17 protein-coding genes are annotated in these 15,995 nt (G+C 63.7%); 10 read left to right on the forward strand and 7 right to left on the reverse strand.

Translation table 11 applies throughout. The annotated features are described in order from the left end of the window. Nucleotides 1-89: 89 nt before the first annotated feature. Nucleotides 90-962, reverse strand: coding sequence for a 50S ribosomal protein L11 methyltransferase (locus tag ACYG9Y_RS07025; protein ID WP_023739851.1), 873 nt, complete (start codon nt 960-962; stop codon nt 90-92). An 82-nt stretch (nt 963-1,044) separates the two neighbouring features. Further along, nucleotides 1,045-1,620 (reverse strand): SCO family protein, encoded by a 576-nt coding sequence (locus ACYG9Y_RS07030; RefSeq protein ID WP_023741688.1) that lies wholly within the window; start codon nt 1,618-1,620, stop codon nt 1,045-1,047. 182 nt (nt 1,621-1,802) lie between these two features. Here ACYG9Y_RS07030 and ACYG9Y_RS07035 point away from each other — a divergent pair, with 182 nt between their 5' ends. The 3 genes from ACYG9Y_RS07035 to ACYG9Y_RS07045 all read left to right on the forward strand — a co-directional run bounded on the left by ACYG9Y_RS07035 (nt 1,803) and on the right by ACYG9Y_RS07045 (nt 3,853). Then, nucleotides 1,803-2,336 carry a CreA family protein gene (locus ACYG9Y_RS07035; protein ID WP_050593161.1) on the forward strand — a complete coding sequence of 178 codons (534 nt, stop codon included), beginning with the start codon at nt 1,803-1,805 and terminating at the stop codon, nt 2,334-2,336. A gap of 61 nt (nt 2,337-2,397) precedes the next feature. Then, nucleotides 2,398-3,039 carry an LbetaH domain-containing protein gene (locus ACYG9Y_RS07040; RefSeq protein WP_023739849.1) on the forward strand — a complete coding sequence of 214 codons (642 nt, stop codon included), beginning with the start codon at nt 2,398-2,400 and terminating at the stop codon, nt 3,037-3,039. Between the two features lie 382 nt (nt 3,040-3,421). Beyond that, complete coding sequence (locus ACYG9Y_RS07045) at nt 3,422-3,853, forward strand: low affinity iron permease family protein (RefSeq protein WP_023750938.1); 432 nt, start codon at nt 3,422-3,424, stop codon at nt 3,851-3,853. Nucleotides 3,854-3,879: 26 nt separating this feature from the next. Here the strand turns inward: ACYG9Y_RS07045 and ACYG9Y_RS07050 are convergent, their stop codons facing one another. Next, nucleotides 3,880-4,746 (reverse strand): SDR family NAD(P)-dependent oxidoreductase, encoded by an 867-nt coding sequence (locus tag ACYG9Y_RS07050; protein ID WP_023699598.1) that lies wholly within the window; start codon nt 4,744-4,746, stop codon nt 3,880-3,882. Between the two features lie 132 nt (nt 4,747-4,878). On the opposite strand from ACYG9Y_RS07050, the gene ACYG9Y_RS07055 reads away from it, so the two are divergent. Beyond that, nucleotides 4,879-5,160 (forward strand): hypothetical protein, encoded by a 282-nt coding sequence (locus ACYG9Y_RS07055; protein WP_023668298.1) that lies wholly within the window; start codon nt 4,879-4,881, stop codon nt 5,158-5,160. Nucleotides 5,161-5,172: 12 nt separating this feature from the next. On the opposite strand, the gene ACYG9Y_RS07060 is transcribed toward ACYG9Y_RS07055, so the two are convergent. Then, nucleotides 5,173-5,748: a TMEM175 family protein gene (locus ACYG9Y_RS07060; RefSeq protein ID WP_023668299.1), complete on the reverse strand. Its 576-nt coding sequence runs from the start codon at nt 5,746-5,748 to the stop codon at nt 5,173-5,175. A gap of 153 nt (nt 5,749-5,901) precedes the next feature. Here ACYG9Y_RS07060 and ACYG9Y_RS07065 point away from each other — a divergent pair, with 153 nt between their 5' ends. Beyond that, nucleotides 5,902-7,110: an MFS transporter gene (locus ACYG9Y_RS07065; RefSeq protein WP_023739848.1), complete on the forward strand. Its 1,209-nt coding sequence runs from the start codon at nt 5,902-5,904 to the stop codon at nt 7,108-7,110. 3 nt (nt 7,111-7,113) lie between these two features. Here the strand turns inward: ACYG9Y_RS07065 and ACYG9Y_RS07070 are convergent, their stop codons facing one another. Then, a complete protein-coding gene (locus tag ACYG9Y_RS07070) occupies nt 7,114-8,586 on the reverse strand; it encodes an MATE family efflux transporter (RefSeq protein ID WP_460223109.1) in 1,473 nt (490 codons plus the stop codon). A 198-nt stretch (nt 8,587-8,784) separates the two neighbouring features. Between ACYG9Y_RS07070 and ACYG9Y_RS07075 the strand changes: the two genes are divergently transcribed. Next, complete coding sequence (locus ACYG9Y_RS07075; protein WP_023668302.1) at nt 8,785-9,573, forward strand: L,D-transpeptidase; 789 nt, start codon at nt 8,785-8,787, stop codon at nt 9,571-9,573. Nucleotides 9,574-9,651: 78 nt separating this feature from the next. Here the strand turns inward: ACYG9Y_RS07075 and ACYG9Y_RS07080 are convergent, their stop codons facing one another. Then, nucleotides 9,652-11,118, reverse strand: coding sequence for an esterase-like activity of phytase family protein (locus ACYG9Y_RS07080; protein WP_031253295.1), 1,467 nt, complete (start codon nt 11,116-11,118; stop codon nt 9,652-9,654). A 232-nt stretch (nt 11,119-11,350) separates the two neighbouring features. Between ACYG9Y_RS07080 and ACYG9Y_RS07085 the strand changes: the two genes are divergently transcribed. Then, nucleotides 11,351-11,665: a ferritin family protein gene (locus ACYG9Y_RS07085; protein WP_023712452.1), complete on the forward strand. Its 315-nt coding sequence runs from the start codon at nt 11,351-11,353 to the stop codon at nt 11,663-11,665. A 27-nt stretch (nt 11,666-11,692) separates the two neighbouring features. On the opposite strand, the gene ACYG9Y_RS07090 is transcribed toward ACYG9Y_RS07085, so the two are convergent. Beyond that, nucleotides 11,693-12,718 carry a LacI family DNA-binding transcriptional regulator gene (locus ACYG9Y_RS07090; protein ID WP_023697001.1) on the reverse strand — a complete coding sequence of 342 codons (1,026 nt, stop codon included), beginning with the start codon at nt 12,716-12,718 and terminating at the stop codon, nt 11,693-11,695. Between the two features lie 195 nt (nt 12,719-12,913). On the opposite strand from ACYG9Y_RS07090, the gene ACYG9Y_RS07095 reads away from it, so the two are divergent. The 3 genes from ACYG9Y_RS07095 to ACYG9Y_RS07105 all read left to right on the forward strand — a co-directional run bounded on the left by ACYG9Y_RS07095 (nt 12,914) and on the right by ACYG9Y_RS07105 (nt 15,979). Next, entirely contained in the window at nt 12,914-13,945 is a 1,032-nt protein-coding gene (locus ACYG9Y_RS07095; protein ID WP_023739845.1) for a Gfo/Idh/MocA family protein, read from the forward strand. Then, on the forward strand, nt 13,942-14,850 hold the full coding sequence (locus ACYG9Y_RS07100; protein WP_031253296.1) for a sugar phosphate isomerase/epimerase family protein: 909 nt from the start codon (nt 13,942-13,944) through the stop codon (nt 14,848-14,850). Before ACYG9Y_RS07095 ends, ACYG9Y_RS07100 begins: the two co-directional genes overlap by 4 nt. A 115-nt stretch (nt 14,851-14,965) precedes the next feature. After that, complete coding sequence (locus ACYG9Y_RS07105) at nt 14,966-15,979, forward strand: substrate-binding domain-containing protein (RefSeq protein ID WP_023739843.1); 1,014 nt, start codon at nt 14,966-14,968, stop codon at nt 15,977-15,979. The last annotated feature ends 16 nt before the right edge of the window (nt 15,980-15,995 follow it).

Raw genomic sequence — 15,995 nt, forward strand, 5'->3', positions numbered from 1 at the left:
CGGGCGCGACCGTAGCGCATGACCCGGAAAACCGGAATCGATTTTCGCCAATCGCAAACAGCCTCGGATGGTCCAAAGCGCGTTGCGTCTCAGTGCTTCAGGTGGATCGTTACCCAGCCTTCGCGATGCAAGGTCCTGACATGGCGGAAATTCTGGCCGACATAGGCCGAGATCACCGCATTGCACTGCCGCTCGAGGATGCCGGACAGCACGATCGAGCCGCCGAGGCTGATGTGCCTCGCCATCTCAGGCGCCAGCCGCATCAGCGGCCGCGCCAATATGTTGGCGACGATGAGGTCGAAAGGCGCGCGCTTGCCGAAGATCGGGTGGTGGAAGCCGGGCGCCGTCACCGTTTCGACCAGCGCCTTGACGTGGTTGAGGCGGGCATTGGCGGCGGCGACCCTGACGGCGATCGGATCGATGTCGGTCGCCAGCACCGGAATATGCGCCAGTTTGGCGACGGCGATCGCCAGCACCGCGCTGCCGGTGCCGAGGTCGAGGGCATTCCTGGGACGTTCGCGGCGCACGACCCGTTCCAGCATTTCGAGGCAGCCGGCAGTGGTCCCGTGATGGCCGGTGCCGAAGGCAAGGCCAGCCTCGATCTCGATGGCGAGTTCGCCGCTGTGGCGCTTCCGGCGGTCGTGCGCGCCATGGACGAAGAAACGTCCGGCGCGCACCGGCTTCAGTCCCTCCAGCGAGCGCGCCACCCAGTCGATGTCGGGCAGAACCTCGCGCTCGATCGGCTTCGACAGGGACAGTCCGGCAAGGCTGTCCCTTAGCCGCGCCTCAACCGCGTCGACATTGCCGTCGGCGTAGAGCGAAACCTCATAGATGTCGCGGTCTTCATCGACTTCGAGCACGGCGATCGGCAGGCCTTCATCCTCGAAAGCCGGTTCGAGCGCGGCAAAGATGCGGTCGGCCTCGATCTTCCCAGCGATGAAGTGGAGCCTGGTCTGACCCATCAGCTGGTCTCTTGTTTGAGCATGATCTCTGGACAACACTTTTCTGTCCGAGAAAACCGGATTCCACATTTCGGGATCATGCCTAGCCTGCCGCCAGCCGCTTCAGCTTGGCGATCGCGGTATCGGCGCTTTCGCCATAGGCTATGGTGCCCGAAAACTCGCCCTTGGCGTTGAGCAGCAGCGCGGAGGCGGTGTGGTCCATCGTGTAATCGCCGTCGCCGGTGTCGACCTTCTTCCAGTAGATGTTGAAGGACTTCGCCATGGCGTGCACCTTGTCGGGATCGCCCGATATGCCGACGATGCGGTCGGAGAAATTGCTGACGTAAGTGTTCATCACCGGCGGCGTGTCGCGCTCTGGATCGACGGTAACGAAGTAGGCGTTGAGGTTCTTGCCGTCGTCGCCCAGCGTCTTCAGCCAGCCGGCCATTTCGAACAAAGTGGTCGGGCAGACTTCCGGGCAATGGGTGAAGCCGAAGAAGACGATGCTGGGTTTTCCCCGGAAGGCGGCTTCGGTGATTGGCGCGCCTTTCTGGTCGACCAGCGTGAATGGCGCGCCATACGGTTCGCCACCATAGTGGCCGCGATAGAAGTCAAAGGTGAGCCAGCCGATGCCCGCCGCCATCAGAACGAGAATGCCGAGCAGAATTGAACGCATCATCAGGAATTGTCCGTAGCAGAAATCATCGAGCGCCGGATCGGCGCCTCTCTGCCGGCAGTCTTAGCCGGTCGCAGGGGGCAAGGCAAAGATGCCGCGTTGCCGCAACCGGGCTGGGCGCTACCTTGCAAACAGCTGGCCCTTATCCCACCTGAGACCGGCAAACTGAACCTGAGGAGGCTCCCTTGCAAAGACGGACTGGGCAGAGACGGACTGGGCAGAGACGGATTGGGCAGAAACTGATCGGCGGCGCGCTGGCCGCATGCATTGCCCTTGGCGCCGGTGCCGCAGCGGCAGAGGAAGTCGGCAAGGTCAGCGTCGATTGGGTCGGCAACGACATCATCGTCGAGGCGATCAAGGATCCCAAGATCGACGGCGTGACCTGCCATGTCTCCTATTTCGACCGCAGCGTCATCGACCGGCTGCACAAGGGCAACTGGTTCGAGGATCCGTCTGATTCCTCGATCTCCTGCCGCCAGACCGGGCCGATCACCATCGGCGACATCGACATGAGCGAGGGCGGCGAAGAGGTGTTCAAGCAAGGCATCAGCCTGATCTGGAAGAAGCAGGTGGTGAACCGCATCTACGACAAGAAGAACGAGACGCTGATCTATCTCTCGCATTCGCGCCAGGTGCAGGACGGCTCGGCGAAAATGTCGGTGACGACCGTGCCGCTGTTCAGCCAGAACGTGGTGTGGACCGGCGGCAAGCCGAAATAGCGGATTCTCCGGGCGCAACGCGACAATTGCTTCCGCAATTGTGCGGGGGTAAATCCGCCAGATGGACCCTACCGAAAACCTCGTCCTGAAAGATCCGGAGCCGCGCATCCATCCGACCGCGGAGCTGAAAGCGTGCAAGCTTGGCCGCTATGCCTCGATCGGCGAACGGGTGGTGCTGCGCGAGGTCAATGTCGGCGATTTCTCCTATTTCGAGCGCCACGCCGAGGCGATCTACACGACGATCGGAAAATTCTGCTCGATCGCCGCCAACAGCCGCATCAATGCGCTGGAGCATCCGATCGAGCGGATCACGCAGCACAAGCTCAGTTACCGGCCGAACGAGTATTTCCGCTGGCTGGGCGTCGACGCGGCGTTCCGCGCGCGGCGGCAGGCCAAGGCGGTCGGCATCGGCAATGATGTCTGGATCGGCCATGGCGCCGTCATCATGCCCGAGATCAGCATCGGCAATGGCGCCATCATCGGCGCCAATTCGGTGGTGACGCGGGATGTGCCGGCCTACACAATCGTCGCCGGCGTACCGGCGAAGCCGTTGCGCATGCGCTTTCCCTCCGAGATCGCGGCGCGGATCGAAAGCCTTGCCTGGTGGGACTGGCCGCCGGAGAAACTCGCCAAAGCGGTTCCCGACATGCAGGCCTTGCCGATTGAGGATTTCCTCGATCGTTGGGAGCAAGAGCATTCCTGAGAGCTCGCCGCGCGTGCGCGGTTTCATCGACTGGCTGGCCGAAATCCTGGCGCCAAAATTCTGAACGGCACGTGTCGGGAAGAGTTCCGCCGGTCTGCGGCAACGCAACGGACCCCTTCCGCCATGCGGGGGTGGCGCAGCGGAAGGGGCTTGGAGACAAATCCGCCGTGAAGCGGAACGAACAGGTTTTGGCCTGCATGGTGACTAATGGCAACAAACCGATAAGGCGGCTTTTCACGGCGCTGCGCCTTTGGCGTGCATACAATTGCACCAGCGATGCCCTCTGCGACAGGGAACCGGAAGCGGCTGCCGGTTGTTTATTGTTGGAGCGATGAATGCGGCCTTGGTCAGCTCGTCGCGCTTTGAACGGTTGAGGATGTGAATGATCGAAAAGCTGTTTACCAGAATCGCCAACACCGTTTCGCACTTGGCGGGCCTGCCGCCGACTTTCATCGCCTGTTGCGCCATCGTTATCGTCTGGGCGGTAAGCGGGCCATTCTTCGGCTTCTCCGATACGTGGCAGCTCGTCATCAACACGGGAACGACGATCATCACCTTTTTGATGGTGTTCCTGATTCAGAACACCCAGAACCGCGACGGCGCCGCGGTTCAGGCCAAGCTCGACGAACTGATCCGCGTCAGCGAGGGCCACAATCATTTCATCGGCATCGAGCACCTGACCGAATCCGAGGTCGAGGAGATCAGAGACAAATGCGAGCGGGCGGCAAAACGCCATGACCACGAGCTCGCCGAACTGGCGGGCAAGAAGGCCGTCGCGCAAAAGCGCACCGCGAAAAAACGCGCGCCCGCCTGAGTCTCGGCTTTGGCTGAGTTCGACGATCAGTTTCCCATAAAGGCCGCGAAAGCGTCCTTATGGTCGGGGTGCCAGCGCGAGAGAGCAGGCCGGTTCTCGATGATGTCGCCGATCGCCCAGGCCATGCGCTTTTCATCGGTCGGCCGCATCACCTCATTGTCGGGGCAGAGGATGTAGAAGTCCCCACGCGCCAGCGAAGCCAGCATGAAGTCGACCACCTGCTCGCCGGTCCAGGCGCCAGCGGGTTTTTCGACCGCTCCTTCGGTGAGGCCGGTGAAGGTGAAGCCGGGAATGAGAAGATGCGCCGCGACCTTCGCGCCCGGCTCGTTGCGCAATGCGTGCGCCAGCCCTTCGGTGAACGTCTTCAATGCCGATTTGGAGACGTTGTAGGCGAGATTGCCGGGTGGCGTGGTGATGCCTTGCTTGGAGCCGGTGTTGATGATCAGGCCAGGCTCTCCGGAGGCCAGCATGGCCGGAGCGAAGGCCTCGACGCCATGTACGACACCCCAGAAATTGATGTCGATCATCCGCTTCCAGGCGTCGCCGTTCTCCCACGGTTTTCCCGGATTGTTGCCGACGCCGGCATTGTTCATCAGCAGCGATACGGCGCCGAAAGCGGCATGCGTCTTTTCCGCCAGCCGGCCGAGTTTGTCGGCCTTCGACACGTCGGTGGCGACGGCAAGCACGGCATTCTCGCCGGCGATCGCGGCGACTGCCTGGCGGGCCGCATCGAGGCGCGCGCCGCCAATGTCGGCCAGCACCAGTCTCATGCCCATAGCCGCCAGCCTTTTGGCAGCGGCAAGCCCGATGCCGCTGGCGCCCCCGGTGATGACGGCGACGTTGCCTCGGCTGAGGGCGGGCAAAGCGGATTGGATTTCGGCGTCGGAGGTCATGATCTTTTTCCTAGGGTTCGGGTGGCGCCGAACTTAGCGCGGGACGCGCATCGTGCAAGGCCGTCCCGCGTGTTCGGGTTGACCGCATCAACGGCGGCTGTGCATGCTGCGGCCGAACAGGGAGATTGCCGATTGACCGACTGGGTTGCGATCCTGAAGGAGCAGACCGCCACCGGCGACCAGATGGGCCGCGAGGTGCCGCAGATGCTTGCCAATCCGGACATAAGCGAAGCGCAGGTGAAGACCTTGTTTTCGGCACTCGAAAAACAGGCCGAGTTCGTCGAGAAATTGCGCATGGCGCTGGAAAAATTCGGCCATGATTTTTCGATCATCAAGGCGGCCGAGCGGCTGGAGGAACGCTATGCCGACCTTGCGGCGTCGGTTGCCGAAAAGCTGAAGGCGATGCGCAAGTAGAGACGTCCTACGCTACTTTTCCAGCACCCGCGAAAAACGCGTGTCCGGCACGAACCAGACGGCGGCCACCAGCACAAAGATCGCAACGCCGATCCATTGGTTGACGAAGGCAAGCGGGACGGCTGCGGCGTAGAGGGCCACCGAGATCTTGCCCTTGCGGTCATTGCCCAGCGCCTTGGCGAAGGCGGTGTCGTTGCCGTGCAAATGGTGCAGCTTGGTGGCGAGAAAGGTGTAGGCGACCGCGCACAGCACCAGGTCGATGCCATAGACCGCGACGGGGACGGGCGCGAAATGGTTCTCGCCCATGAAGGCCGTCGTTGCCGGCATCAGCGACAACCAGAACAGAAGGTTGAGGTTGGCCCACAGCACGCGGCCGTCGACCCTTTGGACGGTGTGGAACATGTTGTGCAGATTGTTCCAGTAGATGCCGACATTGATGAACGACAAGACATAGCTGAAAAAGATCGGCCACAGCGGCAGAAGCGCTGAAAAATCCTGGCCATGCGGCACTTTCAGCTCCAGCACCATGATGGTGATGATGATGGCGACCACCCCATCGGTGAATGCCTCGACTCTACCTTTTCCCATGGATTCTCCCTCTCGATGGAAAGACGTTAAGCGAGGACTTCGGGCAAGACCATCCTGACAAGGTTGTCAGGATGAAGTTCGGCGCGTGGAACGGCCATCCTTACATGGACGTTGGGGCGCAATTGGGCGTTGGGCGATTGGCCGGAGGTTGCCATGACCAGCTATGCCGAGACCACGACGCGCGACAACGGACTCGATGGCCGGCCCGCGATGGCCGCGGTTGCCGCCATGATCGCCGCGCTGTTCGCCGGCAGCACGGTGCTGACGCCGCTTTACGTCATCTACAAGCAGGCCTTCGGTTTCTCGCAGATCACGCTGACGCTGGTCTACGCCGTCTATGTCGTCGGCAATCTCGGCGCATTGCTGATGTTCGGGCGCTTGTCCGACGGCATTGGCCGCCGTCCTGCGGCGCTGGCGTCGATGGCCATAGCGGTGGTCAGCGCGGTGGTGTTCCTGCTGGCCGAGAATGTCGCATGGCTCGATGTCGCCCGCATATTGAGCGGCCTTGGCATCGGCGTCGGCGCGGGAACCGGCACGGCCTGGCTTGCCGAATTGATCGAAGGTAAGGACAAATCGCGCGCGGCAATCATCGCCACCAGCATCAACTTCGTTGGCCTTGGCCTCGGCGCGCTGGCATCGGGCCTGCTCGCCGAATATGCGCCCTGGCCGTTGAGACTAACGTTTGCGGTCTATCTTGCCTTGCTGGTGGTGGTGACGCTGCTGATCTGGCGTACCCGCGAAACCGTGTCCCGGCCGGGCAGGCTGACCGACGTTTCGTTGCGGCCACGGCTATCGGTGCCGAGCGATATCCGCGCTGCCTTCGTGGCGCCGGCGGTCACCGGTTTCGGCGCCATGGCGCTGGTCGGCTTCTATGCAGCCCTGGCGCCGAGCATCCTGGCGCAGCAACTGCATGTGGCCAACCATGCCGAGGCCGGCGCGCTGTTCTTTGAACTGTCGATCGTTGCGGCCGCGACCATTCTGGCCACGACCCGACTGTCCAGCCGCGCCGGAATGCTGGCCGCGCTGGCGCTGATGATCCCGGCCGTAGGGCTGATGGTTGCTGCTCAGTTTTTCGCGTCGATGTCCCTGATGGTTGCCGCCACCGCTGTGTGCGGCGTGGCGGCGGCGCTCGGCTATCGCGGCGGCCTGCAGGTGGTGAACCAGATCGCACCTGCCGAGCGTCGCGCCGAATTGGTGTCGGCGTTCTTTATCTGCTGCTTCTGCGGCAATGCGCTGCCGGTGATCGGCATTGGGCTGCTGTCGAGTTGGACCACTCCGACGACGGCAAGCCTGGCCTTCGCCGGTATGATCACGCTGTTCTCTGTCGTAGCGCTGGGGTTCGGCGTCAAATACGCGCGCTGAGCCTCACCCGCTTGGCGTCCCGGGCGCCATGTTTGCCCGTCCGCGCGGGATGCCGAGGCCGGTGTCGGGCGGCTCGCCGGCGGCCGGCCGGTCCTCGATCATGTGCATGGTGCGCCAGCGGCCGAAGCGATAATAGGCGGCGGCCAGCACCAGCGAGGTGATCGATCCCGCCGGAAAACTCCACCACAGCGCTTCCTCGCCGATGTAGCTCCTGAAGAAGTAGGCAAAGCCGGTACGCACGACCATCACGGAAATCACCAGAATGATCAGCGGCGGCATCACGGCACCGGTGGCGCGCACGGTCGCGAACAGCACGATGGTGACGCCGAACAGGATGAACGACCAGGACGCCACCTTGTTGATGTGGGCTGCAATGTCGATTGCGGTGCTGTCCCCGCTAAGGAACAGGCCGAGTACCGGCCTGTCGAAGAAGAACAGCAGCGCCACCAGGGCGCCGGTGAGCACCAGGTTGAAGCCGACGCCGGACGCCGCGATCCGACCGATGCGGTCCCACCGCCCTGCGCCGACATTCTGGGCCGCCATCGACGAGACTGCGGCGCCGATCGCCAGTGCAGGCATCTGGATATAGGTCCACAGCTGCGCCGCGATGCCATAGGCGGCGGCGACCTGCGAGCCGTAGGAGTTGACGATGCCCATCACGGTCAGCGCCGCCGCCGAAATGACGATCATCTGCAGGCCCATCGGCACGCCCTTGAAGACGACGATCCTGAGCAGCGCCGGATCCGGCCGCAGCAGAGCGAGGTTCGCGCCGGCGAGCCGCAACGGATGCTTTCTGGCATAAAGCACGACGAGGATGGCGATCACGCTCACCGTCTGGCCGATCAGCGTCGAGGTGGCGGAGCCGGCGATGCCGAGCTCGGGGAAGGGGCCGATTCCGCGAATGAGCAGCGGATTGAGGATGATGTCGAGCACGACGGCGAGCGCCATGAAGAAGAATGGCGTGCGCGAATCACCCGCACCGCGCAGCACCGTCATGACGAAGGACAGAAGATTCATCATCGGCACGGCGACGAAGATGATGCGCAGATAGGAGCGCGCCAGCGGCAGCGCATCGGGCGGGGTGCCCAGTGTGTTGAGGATGGCGTCGACCCAGATCCAGCCGCAGACGGCGAAGATAGCCGAGACGAGGAAGAAGAAGCTGGCGCTGGTGCCGACGATGCGCCGCGCCTCGGGCAGGTCGCGGGCGCCGACCGATTGCGCCACCAGGATGGTGGCGGCCATGCCGATGCCGAACACGGTGCCAAGAATCAGGAACAGCACCAGATTGGCGTTTGAGGTCGCCGTCAGCGCCAATTCACCGAGGAAGCGGCCGACCCAGACGGCGTTGATCGAACCGTTGAGCGACTGCAGCACATTGGAACCGAGCACCGGAAGCGCGAACAACAGCAGCGTGCGAGGGATTGGGCCGCTGGTGAGATCGCCGGTGCGCCGGCGCGGTAGTATTTTTTCGTCCATGGGCTGTTCGGCGAAGGTTCATCTCAAAGTCCGCCCGGCAATGATCGCCGATTTAACGGACAAGGTCGATGCGGCATTGGAACATGCCACCTGGCGGCTTCACGCTAATCAGTTCTCAAAACATTCGGAATGGGATATGGGTCGTCGCCGCGTGGGGTCGCATATCCTGTTGGATATGATGAATAGGCTGGGGGGATCATGTCCGACAATCCGCTTTTTTCCGAGCGCCTGAACCGGCGCGCGTTTCTTGGAATATCCGCTTTGGGTGCCGCTTCCATGGCGCTTTCAGCCTGCACCACGACCGACGTCGTGGTGCCGCCAACGCCCGCTCCGGCGCCCGAACCGGCTCTGGGCGATGCCGCCACCATGTATTCGGCGCGCGTCGATGAGGGCTTTTCATTGCCGGCAATCCCCGTGGCCAAGCTCGATCCGAAGTTCGTGCGCCAGATCGTGGACGATCCGACCGGCGAAAAACCCGGCACGATCGTCGTCGATACATCCGAGCATTTTCTCTATCTGGTGCGCGATGGCGGCAAGGCAATGCGCTATGGCGTAAGCCTCGGCAAGGCCGGGTTTGGCTGGACCGGCAGCGCCGTGATCCAGGCGCGCAAGAAATGGCCGGTGTGGACGCCGCCGCCGGAAATGATCCAGCGCCGGCCGGAACTGGCGAAATACAAGGACGGCATGCCGCCCGGACCGCAGAGCCCGCTCGGCGCGCGCGCGCTCTATCTGTTCCGCGACGGCAAGGACACGATGTACCGGCTGCACGGCACGCCGGAATGGGATTCCATCGGCAAGAACGCGTCGTCGGGCTGCGTGCGCTTCATGAACCAGGACATCATCGACCTCTACAGCCGGGTCAACGGCGTAGCCCAGGTCTATGTGCGCCCGAACCTGTCGGCCGCGGGCAAGATCATGGCTGTGTCGAGCCGGACCGCCGAGCCGATCGATGCCGGCGTGCCAAGGGATGCGGAGATTTTGAAATAGGTGCCTTCACGGCATCGCTGATCGCCGACAAACGGTTAGAGGCGGACGCGCCGGGCGCGTCCGCCTCTCCGTATACGGCTACTTCTTGGCGAGGCCCGGAAGCGTGACCTGATAGACCAGGAACATGGTGTCGACATCGGCGCCGTCTTCGGCCTTGTAGGGCGCGCTGACCTGAAAACCGTCCTCGGTGAGAAAGTCGTTATCGTTGCCGACGAACAGGAAATAGTCGTCGGGCAGCGCCGGATCGAGCACGCTGACCACCGACATTGCTTCCCACTTCTCCGACAGATTGTTCTTGTCGTTGGGCTTGCCGTCATGCAGGCCGAAACGGCCGAGTTCCTTGTTGTCGTTGATGTCGATGAACGGCGTCAGCTTGGCCGGCGTCACCGAGGGGTCGAGCACGCCCTTGGGCGCCAGCGGCTTGTCGGCGGCATCGAAGGCGCCGCCGGCAATGTCGGTGGCGCCAGAGACGTCGACGACGAAAATCTGGCGCAGCAGCGAAGTATCGCCCTTCACCCCCTGGCCGTTTCCGCTGTCGCGCGCCAGCATCAGGAAGGTCTTGTCGGACAGCGCCACGATTTCGCTCTGCGCGGCGACCTTGGTCTTGTCCTTGGCGTCCTTGAACACCGGCAGCGGCACGGCATATTCATGCACCAGCTTGAGATGGGCCGGGTCGGAGGCGTCGTAGACCAGCGCGCGGGTGTTCTGGCGCGTCGCGGGCGAATCGCCGCCATCCTGGCGGGGCGCCGACTGCAGCACAGTAATCAGCGACTTGCCGTCCGGCGTCAGCGCCATGCCTTCGAGGCCTTGATTGTTCTGGCGGCCGGTTTCGGGATCCTTCGGATCGGGTTCGGCTGCACCGGGGCCCGGATTGTCGGAGGCGAAGTTCGGCGCGCCCTTGCGCATCGGCACCAAAGCGGCGGGCGGCTGCGTTGCCGACAACAGATGGCCGTCGGCCGAGAAGCGGTAGATGTTGGGGCCGTATTCGTCAGAGATGAACATGGTGCCGTCGGGCAGCCGCGCGATCGCCTCATTGTCGAGCGCCAGCTTGCCATTGGCCTCGGGCAGGATCGGCAGGTCGCCATTGGCCGCGCGCAAGCCGTTGAGCGGATCGAGACCGGTGGCGTCTGCGCCCTTGTCGTCGGTGAGCAGCAGGGAATCGGCTAACGTCGCCTTGACGCCGGTCCTTTCCTGGCCGGCGGTGGGCGTGGCGCCCAGTGCGGTCGGCGTGAACTCGATGCGAATAGTGTTGAGCCGCGGCCGGTAGTCGGTGGTGCCGACGACATTGTAGCCGCGATCCGGCAGCAGCCACAGCGAACCCTTGTAGCCATCCGCGCCATGGGTCCAGCTTGCGGCGTCGATCGACATGCCGGAGCCGGAGCCGAAGGTCTCGCCGAACTTGTCCTTCTGATCGGCCGGAATGCGGCCGACGCCGACCAGGCCCTTGTTGACGAAGCCGCCAACGGTGGCGGTGCTGTCGGCAAGGGCAGGGGTCAGGGCGCTAAACAGCGCCAATGCGGCGCCGAGCGACACGGTTCGGTGCAATTTTTCATGGGATAACCTCTTTGTGACGGAACGGGCCGGAACGGCCGGATGACGAAGCCGCCGCAATCGACGATGCCGCGCCCACCGATGAGCGGTCTAGGACGCGAAGATGATAGTTGCGTGACAGACCGTGTCGCACGCGCTCCGGAACCATTTTCCAGCCTGATCCGTTGCACGCGAGCCCAAGCGTCGCCTGCGATGGCCGGTCGAGCCCCGGGCCCAGGAGGGATAAATGGGTTTCGATCAGTATCACGAGCCACCGGAAGAACTGACGCAGGAGGTGCGGACCTTTGCCCGCATGATCACCTCGTTGATCGAAGAGGCCGAGGCGATCAGCTGGTACGAACAGCGCATGTCGGTCGAGAAAGACCCTCAGGCCAAGGCGATCATGAAGAACGCGCAAGGCGAGGAGTTCAAGCATTTCGGCATGGATCTGGAATTCCTGCTGCGCCAGAAGAAAGACTGGCGCACGGAACTGAAGGAAATCCTGTTCACCACCGGCGACATCGTCAAGGCCGGCGAGCGGGGCGAGAAGAAGGTGGATTGAGGCCCGCCGGCCTTCCTCCGCGGCGGATCAATCGCTGTCGCGGGCGATCAGCTCCAGCGGCCAGACTTCGCGGATGATGCGCGGACCTTCCGGGCCGGCAAAGGCGGGAAGCGAGGCCAGCAGCATTTCGGCCAGCCGCCGGCCCATCGGCTCCAGCGACGGACGGAAGGCGGTCAGCGCCGGCGAGAAATAACGGCAGAGCGGCGTGTCGACGATGACGATCACCGCGATGTCGTGGCCGGGCCTGATGCCCATCTCGGCCAGTGCCTTGCAGCCGCCGAGCGCCATTGCGTCATTGTTGAAGATGATGGCTGTGGGCCGGTCCTTGGAGAGCATCACGCGCGGCGTCACCTGGTAGCCTCCGGCCTCGTTGATGAAGCCGTCGGCGATCAGGCCGGGGTCGACTTCGATGCCATGCCGCCCCAGCGCCTTGCGGTAGCCGTCGAGGAACAGGTAGCCGAAGTTGAGATCCAGCGAAGGGCGGATGGCGGCAATGCGGCGGTGGCCGCGCGCGACCAGCCGGTCGACGGCTTCGTCACCCGCCCTCTCGAAATCGATATCGAGCGAAGGATAGGTGTCGTCGCCGGATTGACTTCGGCCAAGCGTGGCGAAGGGAAAGCCAGCCTTGCTGAGATAGTCGATCCGATCGTCTTCCCGCCGTGTATTGGCCAACACGACCGCGTCGGCTCGGCGCGTCTCAACCACGCGGCGCAGCCTCTCCTGCTGATATTGGCCGGGCTCGCCCATGACGACCATCAGATCCAGGTCATCCTCGGCCAGTCGGCCCTGCAGACCGATCAGGAACGGGATGAAGAACGGTTCGCCATATTGCTGGTCGCCCGGATGCGGCTGCAGCATGAAGGCGATCGAATGGGTGGTGCCTTGCCGCAGACTGCGGCCGGACTGGTTGGGCGAATAGTTCAATTGCTTGGCGGCGGCGAGCACGCGCTGGCGGGTGTCGGCATTGACGTCGGCGCGGCCGTTCAGCGCCCGCGACACGGTGCCGATCGAAATGTTCAGGTGACGCGCAAGGTCATGGATGCTGGACGCCAAGGACAGTTCTCCCCCTGTCTTGGCTAGCACCGGCTGCCGCCCAGGCCAAGGCTTCGGGATGATTTTTCGCTGGCAGCCGATTGACATTCTACGCCATCGGGTGTGTTCTCGTAAACGTTTACGGAGAAACGTTTACGGTGATGCCGGAAATGCCGTGACATTCGGTCTGGAGGGACCGGACGGGAGGAATGCCGGATGATGAATGCCGTCCTCGTCGGCTGTGGTGCGATGAGCAAGGCCTGGCTCGATGCCGCGAGGCAGATCGACGGGCTGGCCATTGTCGGCCTTGTCGATCTCGACGCCGAACGGGCGAAGGCGAGGGCGCACGAATACGGGCTCGACGGCGCGGTAATCGGCACCAGCCTCGACGCGGTGCTCGACCAGACCAGGCCCGACGCGGTGTTCGATGTCGTGGTTCCAGCCGCCCGGCGTGATGTCGCCTTTGCCGCCTTTGCCCATAATTGCCATCTGCTGACGGAAAAGCCGCTGGCCGATACTCCGGAAAATGCGCGCGCCATCGTCGATGCGGCGCGTAACGCGGGGCGCGTCCATGCGGTCGTGCAGAACCGCCGCTATGTCGCAAATGTCCGGCGCATAAGGCGCTTTCTCGACTCCGGCGCCATCGGCAAGCCAACCAGCATCCATGCCGACTTCTTCGTCGCGCCGCATTTCGGCGGCTTTCGCGAGGAGATGGCGCATGTGCTCTTGCTCGACATGGCGATCCACACATTCGACGCCGCCCGCTACATGGTCGCAGGCGATCCCGCCGGCGTCTATTGCCAGGAATGGGATCCGGCGAATTCCTGGTACCGGCAGGGCTCGTCGGCCAGCGCTATCTTCGATCTCGGCGGCGGCAAGCGCTTCACCTATGCAGGCTCCTGGTGCGCGGCGGGCTTCCGCACCAGTTGGGAGAGCACATGGCGCATCGTCGCCGAGCACGGCAGCCTGCTCTGGGACGGCGAGGACGGACTGAAGGCCGAGGTTGTGTTGTCGGTCCGCGACGGCCTGTTCGACCTGACCCAGCCCATCACAGTACCGCCGCTCGATTCCGCCGACCGCGTCGGCGGTCATCTCGGCATCATCAAGGATTTCATCCACGCCATCGAGACCGGCAGCGAGCCGGAAACCCGTGGCAGCGACAACATCAAAAGCCTGGCCATGGTTTTTGGCGCCATCGAAAGCGCCGAGACCGGACGGCGCGTCGCAATCACACAGGAAGCATCATGATGCCAAACCCGCTTCTCGACATCCGTATCGGCACCATGGTGCGGGCCAATCTCGAAGACCCGGCCGCCTACATCAAAGAGATTCTGCCGCTCGGCTTCGAGAGCATCCAGCCCTTCTTCTGGCAGACGCTGGGCGGCAAGGATTTGGCGCGGCTCGCCGGTGAGATTGGCGAGGCGATCGGCGATGCCGATGTCGCCGTGTCGTCGATCGGCGTGTTCGGCAATCCGCTGGAGGATGGCGAGGTCGATCGCGGCGTGCTCGCGGCCTGGGAAACCGTCATCGACAATGCGCATCTGTTCGGCGCTTCGATCGTCAGCGGCTTCACCGGACGTCTGCGCGGCAAGAAGCTGACCGACAGCCTGCCGCGCTTCCGTGAGGTCTGGGGGCCGCTGGCCAAACGCGCCGCCGACAAGGGCGTGCGCATTGCCTTCGAAAATTGCGCCATGGACGGCAACTGGGCCGCCGGCGACTGGAACATCGCCCACAATCCGGACGCCTGGGAGCTGATGTTCAACGAATTGCCCGACGACAATCTCGGCCTCGAATGGGAGCCCTGCCATCAGCTGGTCTATCTCATCGACCCGATGCCGCAGATCCGCAAATGGGCGCCGCGCATCTTCCATGTCCACGGCAAGGACGCGACGGTGCGCTGGGATGTGATCCGCGAGCACGGCGTGTTCGGCAAGCTGCCCTTCGTGCAGATGCGCACGCCTGGTTTTGGCGACAGCGACTGGACGCGGGTGATCAGCGAATTGCGGCTGGCCGGTTACAAGGGCGCCATCGACATCGAGGGCTGGCACGACCCGGTCTATCGCGGCGACCTCGAAATCACAGGCCAGGTGCGCGGGCTGGAATACCTCAAGCAATGCCGGGGAGGAGCGACCTACCTGCCGAACCCAGCGTGACCGAGGGCCGGTGGGAGGAGCCGGCCTGACAGATTGCCAAGCACTGCCGACAAGCACTGCCGAAAAGCGAACGACGAACCCCTCGGCTCACCGAGGACAAAAGGGAGGAACGTGCATGAGCATCGCAATGAGAACGACACTTCTGCGCTCGACCGTCGTGGCCGCCGCCACGGCGCTGTGCGCTGCCATCTCCACTCTGCCGGCGCAGGCGCTCGACGCCCAGTGGTGCAAGGATGTCCACATCCGCTTTTTCGTCGGCGGCGCCGAGGGCGACGCTTTCGGCACCATCGTCTACAATGGCGCCAAGCAGGCGGCGTCCGATCTCGGACCCAAGGTCGACTACATCTTCTCGCAGTGGGACGTCGAGAAGATGGTTCAGCAATTGCGCGAGGCCGTCGCCGTGAAGCCCAACGGCATTGCCATGATGGGCCATCCCGGCGACGCCGCGATCATGCCGCTGGCCGAACAGGCGCACAAGGACGGCATCAAGATGATGTACCAGAACGTGCCGGTGCCGACGGTGGTGGCTGCGTTCGGCGGCGGCTATGTCGGCGCCCAGCAGGAGCAGCAGGGCCGCGCGCTCGGCGCTGAAGCGTTCAAGCTCGGCAATCTCAAGTCCGGCGACAAGGCGATCATGATCGGCCCGTTCGAGAACGAGGCGCGCGGTGCGCGCGAGCGCGGCACGGTGGCAGCACTCAAGGAGGCCGGCGTCGAGGTCATCCAGCTGTCGTCGCCGCCGAGCGGCGAATGGGCGTCCGATCCCAATCTGGCGATCCCGGTGATCACCGCGGCCCTGCTCAACAATCCCGATGTGAAGGCGGTCGGCTATCCCGGCGGCCAGATGCTGGGCAACGTCGCCACCTACATGCAGGCGGCGGGACGCAAACCCGGCGACATCTTCAACTTCGGCTTCGACACCAGCCCGCAGATCGTCGAGGCGTTCAAGGGCGGCTGGGTGCAGCTGACGGCCGATCAGCAGCCGTTCCTGCAAGGCTATCTGCCGATCCTCAGCCTTTGCCAGCAGGTGGTGCTGGGCCTGGCGCCGATGAATGTCGACACCGGGGCGGGCTTCGTCACGCCGCAGAATTACGAGATCGTCGCCGAGCTCGCCAAGCAGGCGCTGCGCTGACCTCCCAAACTGCCGG

The sequence above is a fragment of the Mesorhizobium sp. W050 genome, from assembly GCF_054719535.1.

Coding starts and splice junctions, on each gene's coding strand:
- ACYG9Y_RS07100 (WP_031253296.1), top strand. CDS start 13,942: ATGATGCCAAACCCGCTTCTCGACATCCGTATCGGCACCATGGTGCGG.
- ACYG9Y_RS07105 (WP_023739843.1), top strand. CDS start 14,966: ATGAGCATCGCAATGAGAACGACACTTCTGCGCTCGACCGTCGTGGCC.
- ACYG9Y_RS07050 (WP_023699598.1), bottom strand. CDS start 4,746: ATGACCTCCGACGCCGAAATCCAATCCGCTTTGCCCGCCCTCAGCCGA.
- ACYG9Y_RS07070 (WP_460223109.1), bottom strand. CDS start 8,586: ATGGACGAAAAAATACTACCGCGCCGGCGCACCGGCGATCTCACCAGC.
- ACYG9Y_RS07030 (WP_023741688.1), bottom strand. CDS start 1,620: ATGATGCGTTCAATTCTGCTCGGCATTCTCGTTCTGATGGCGGCGGGC.
- ACYG9Y_RS07065 (WP_023739848.1), top strand. CDS start 5,902: ATGACCAGCTATGCCGAGACCACGACGCGCGACAACGGACTCGATGGC.
- ACYG9Y_RS07040 (WP_023739849.1), top strand. CDS start 2,398: ATGGACCCTACCGAAAACCTCGTCCTGAAAGATCCGGAGCCGCGCATC.
- ACYG9Y_RS07060 (WP_023668299.1), bottom strand. CDS start 5,748: ATGGGAAAAGGTAGAGTCGAGGCATTCACCGATGGGGTGGTCGCCATC.
- ACYG9Y_RS07025 (WP_023739851.1), bottom strand. CDS start 962: ATGGGTCAGACCAGGCTCCACTTCATCGCTGGGAAGATCGAGGCCGAC.
- ACYG9Y_RS07045 (WP_023750938.1), top strand. CDS start 3,422: ATGATCGAAAAGCTGTTTACCAGAATCGCCAACACCGTTTCGCACTTG.
- ACYG9Y_RS07095 (WP_023739845.1), top strand. CDS start 12,914: ATGATGAATGCCGTCCTCGTCGGCTGTGGTGCGATGAGCAAGGCCTGG.
- ACYG9Y_RS07085 (WP_023712452.1), top strand. CDS start 11,351: ATGGGTTTCGATCAGTATCACGAGCCACCGGAAGAACTGACGCAGGAG.
- ACYG9Y_RS07075 (WP_023668302.1), top strand. CDS start 8,785: ATGTCCGACAATCCGCTTTTTTCCGAGCGCCTGAACCGGCGCGCGTTT.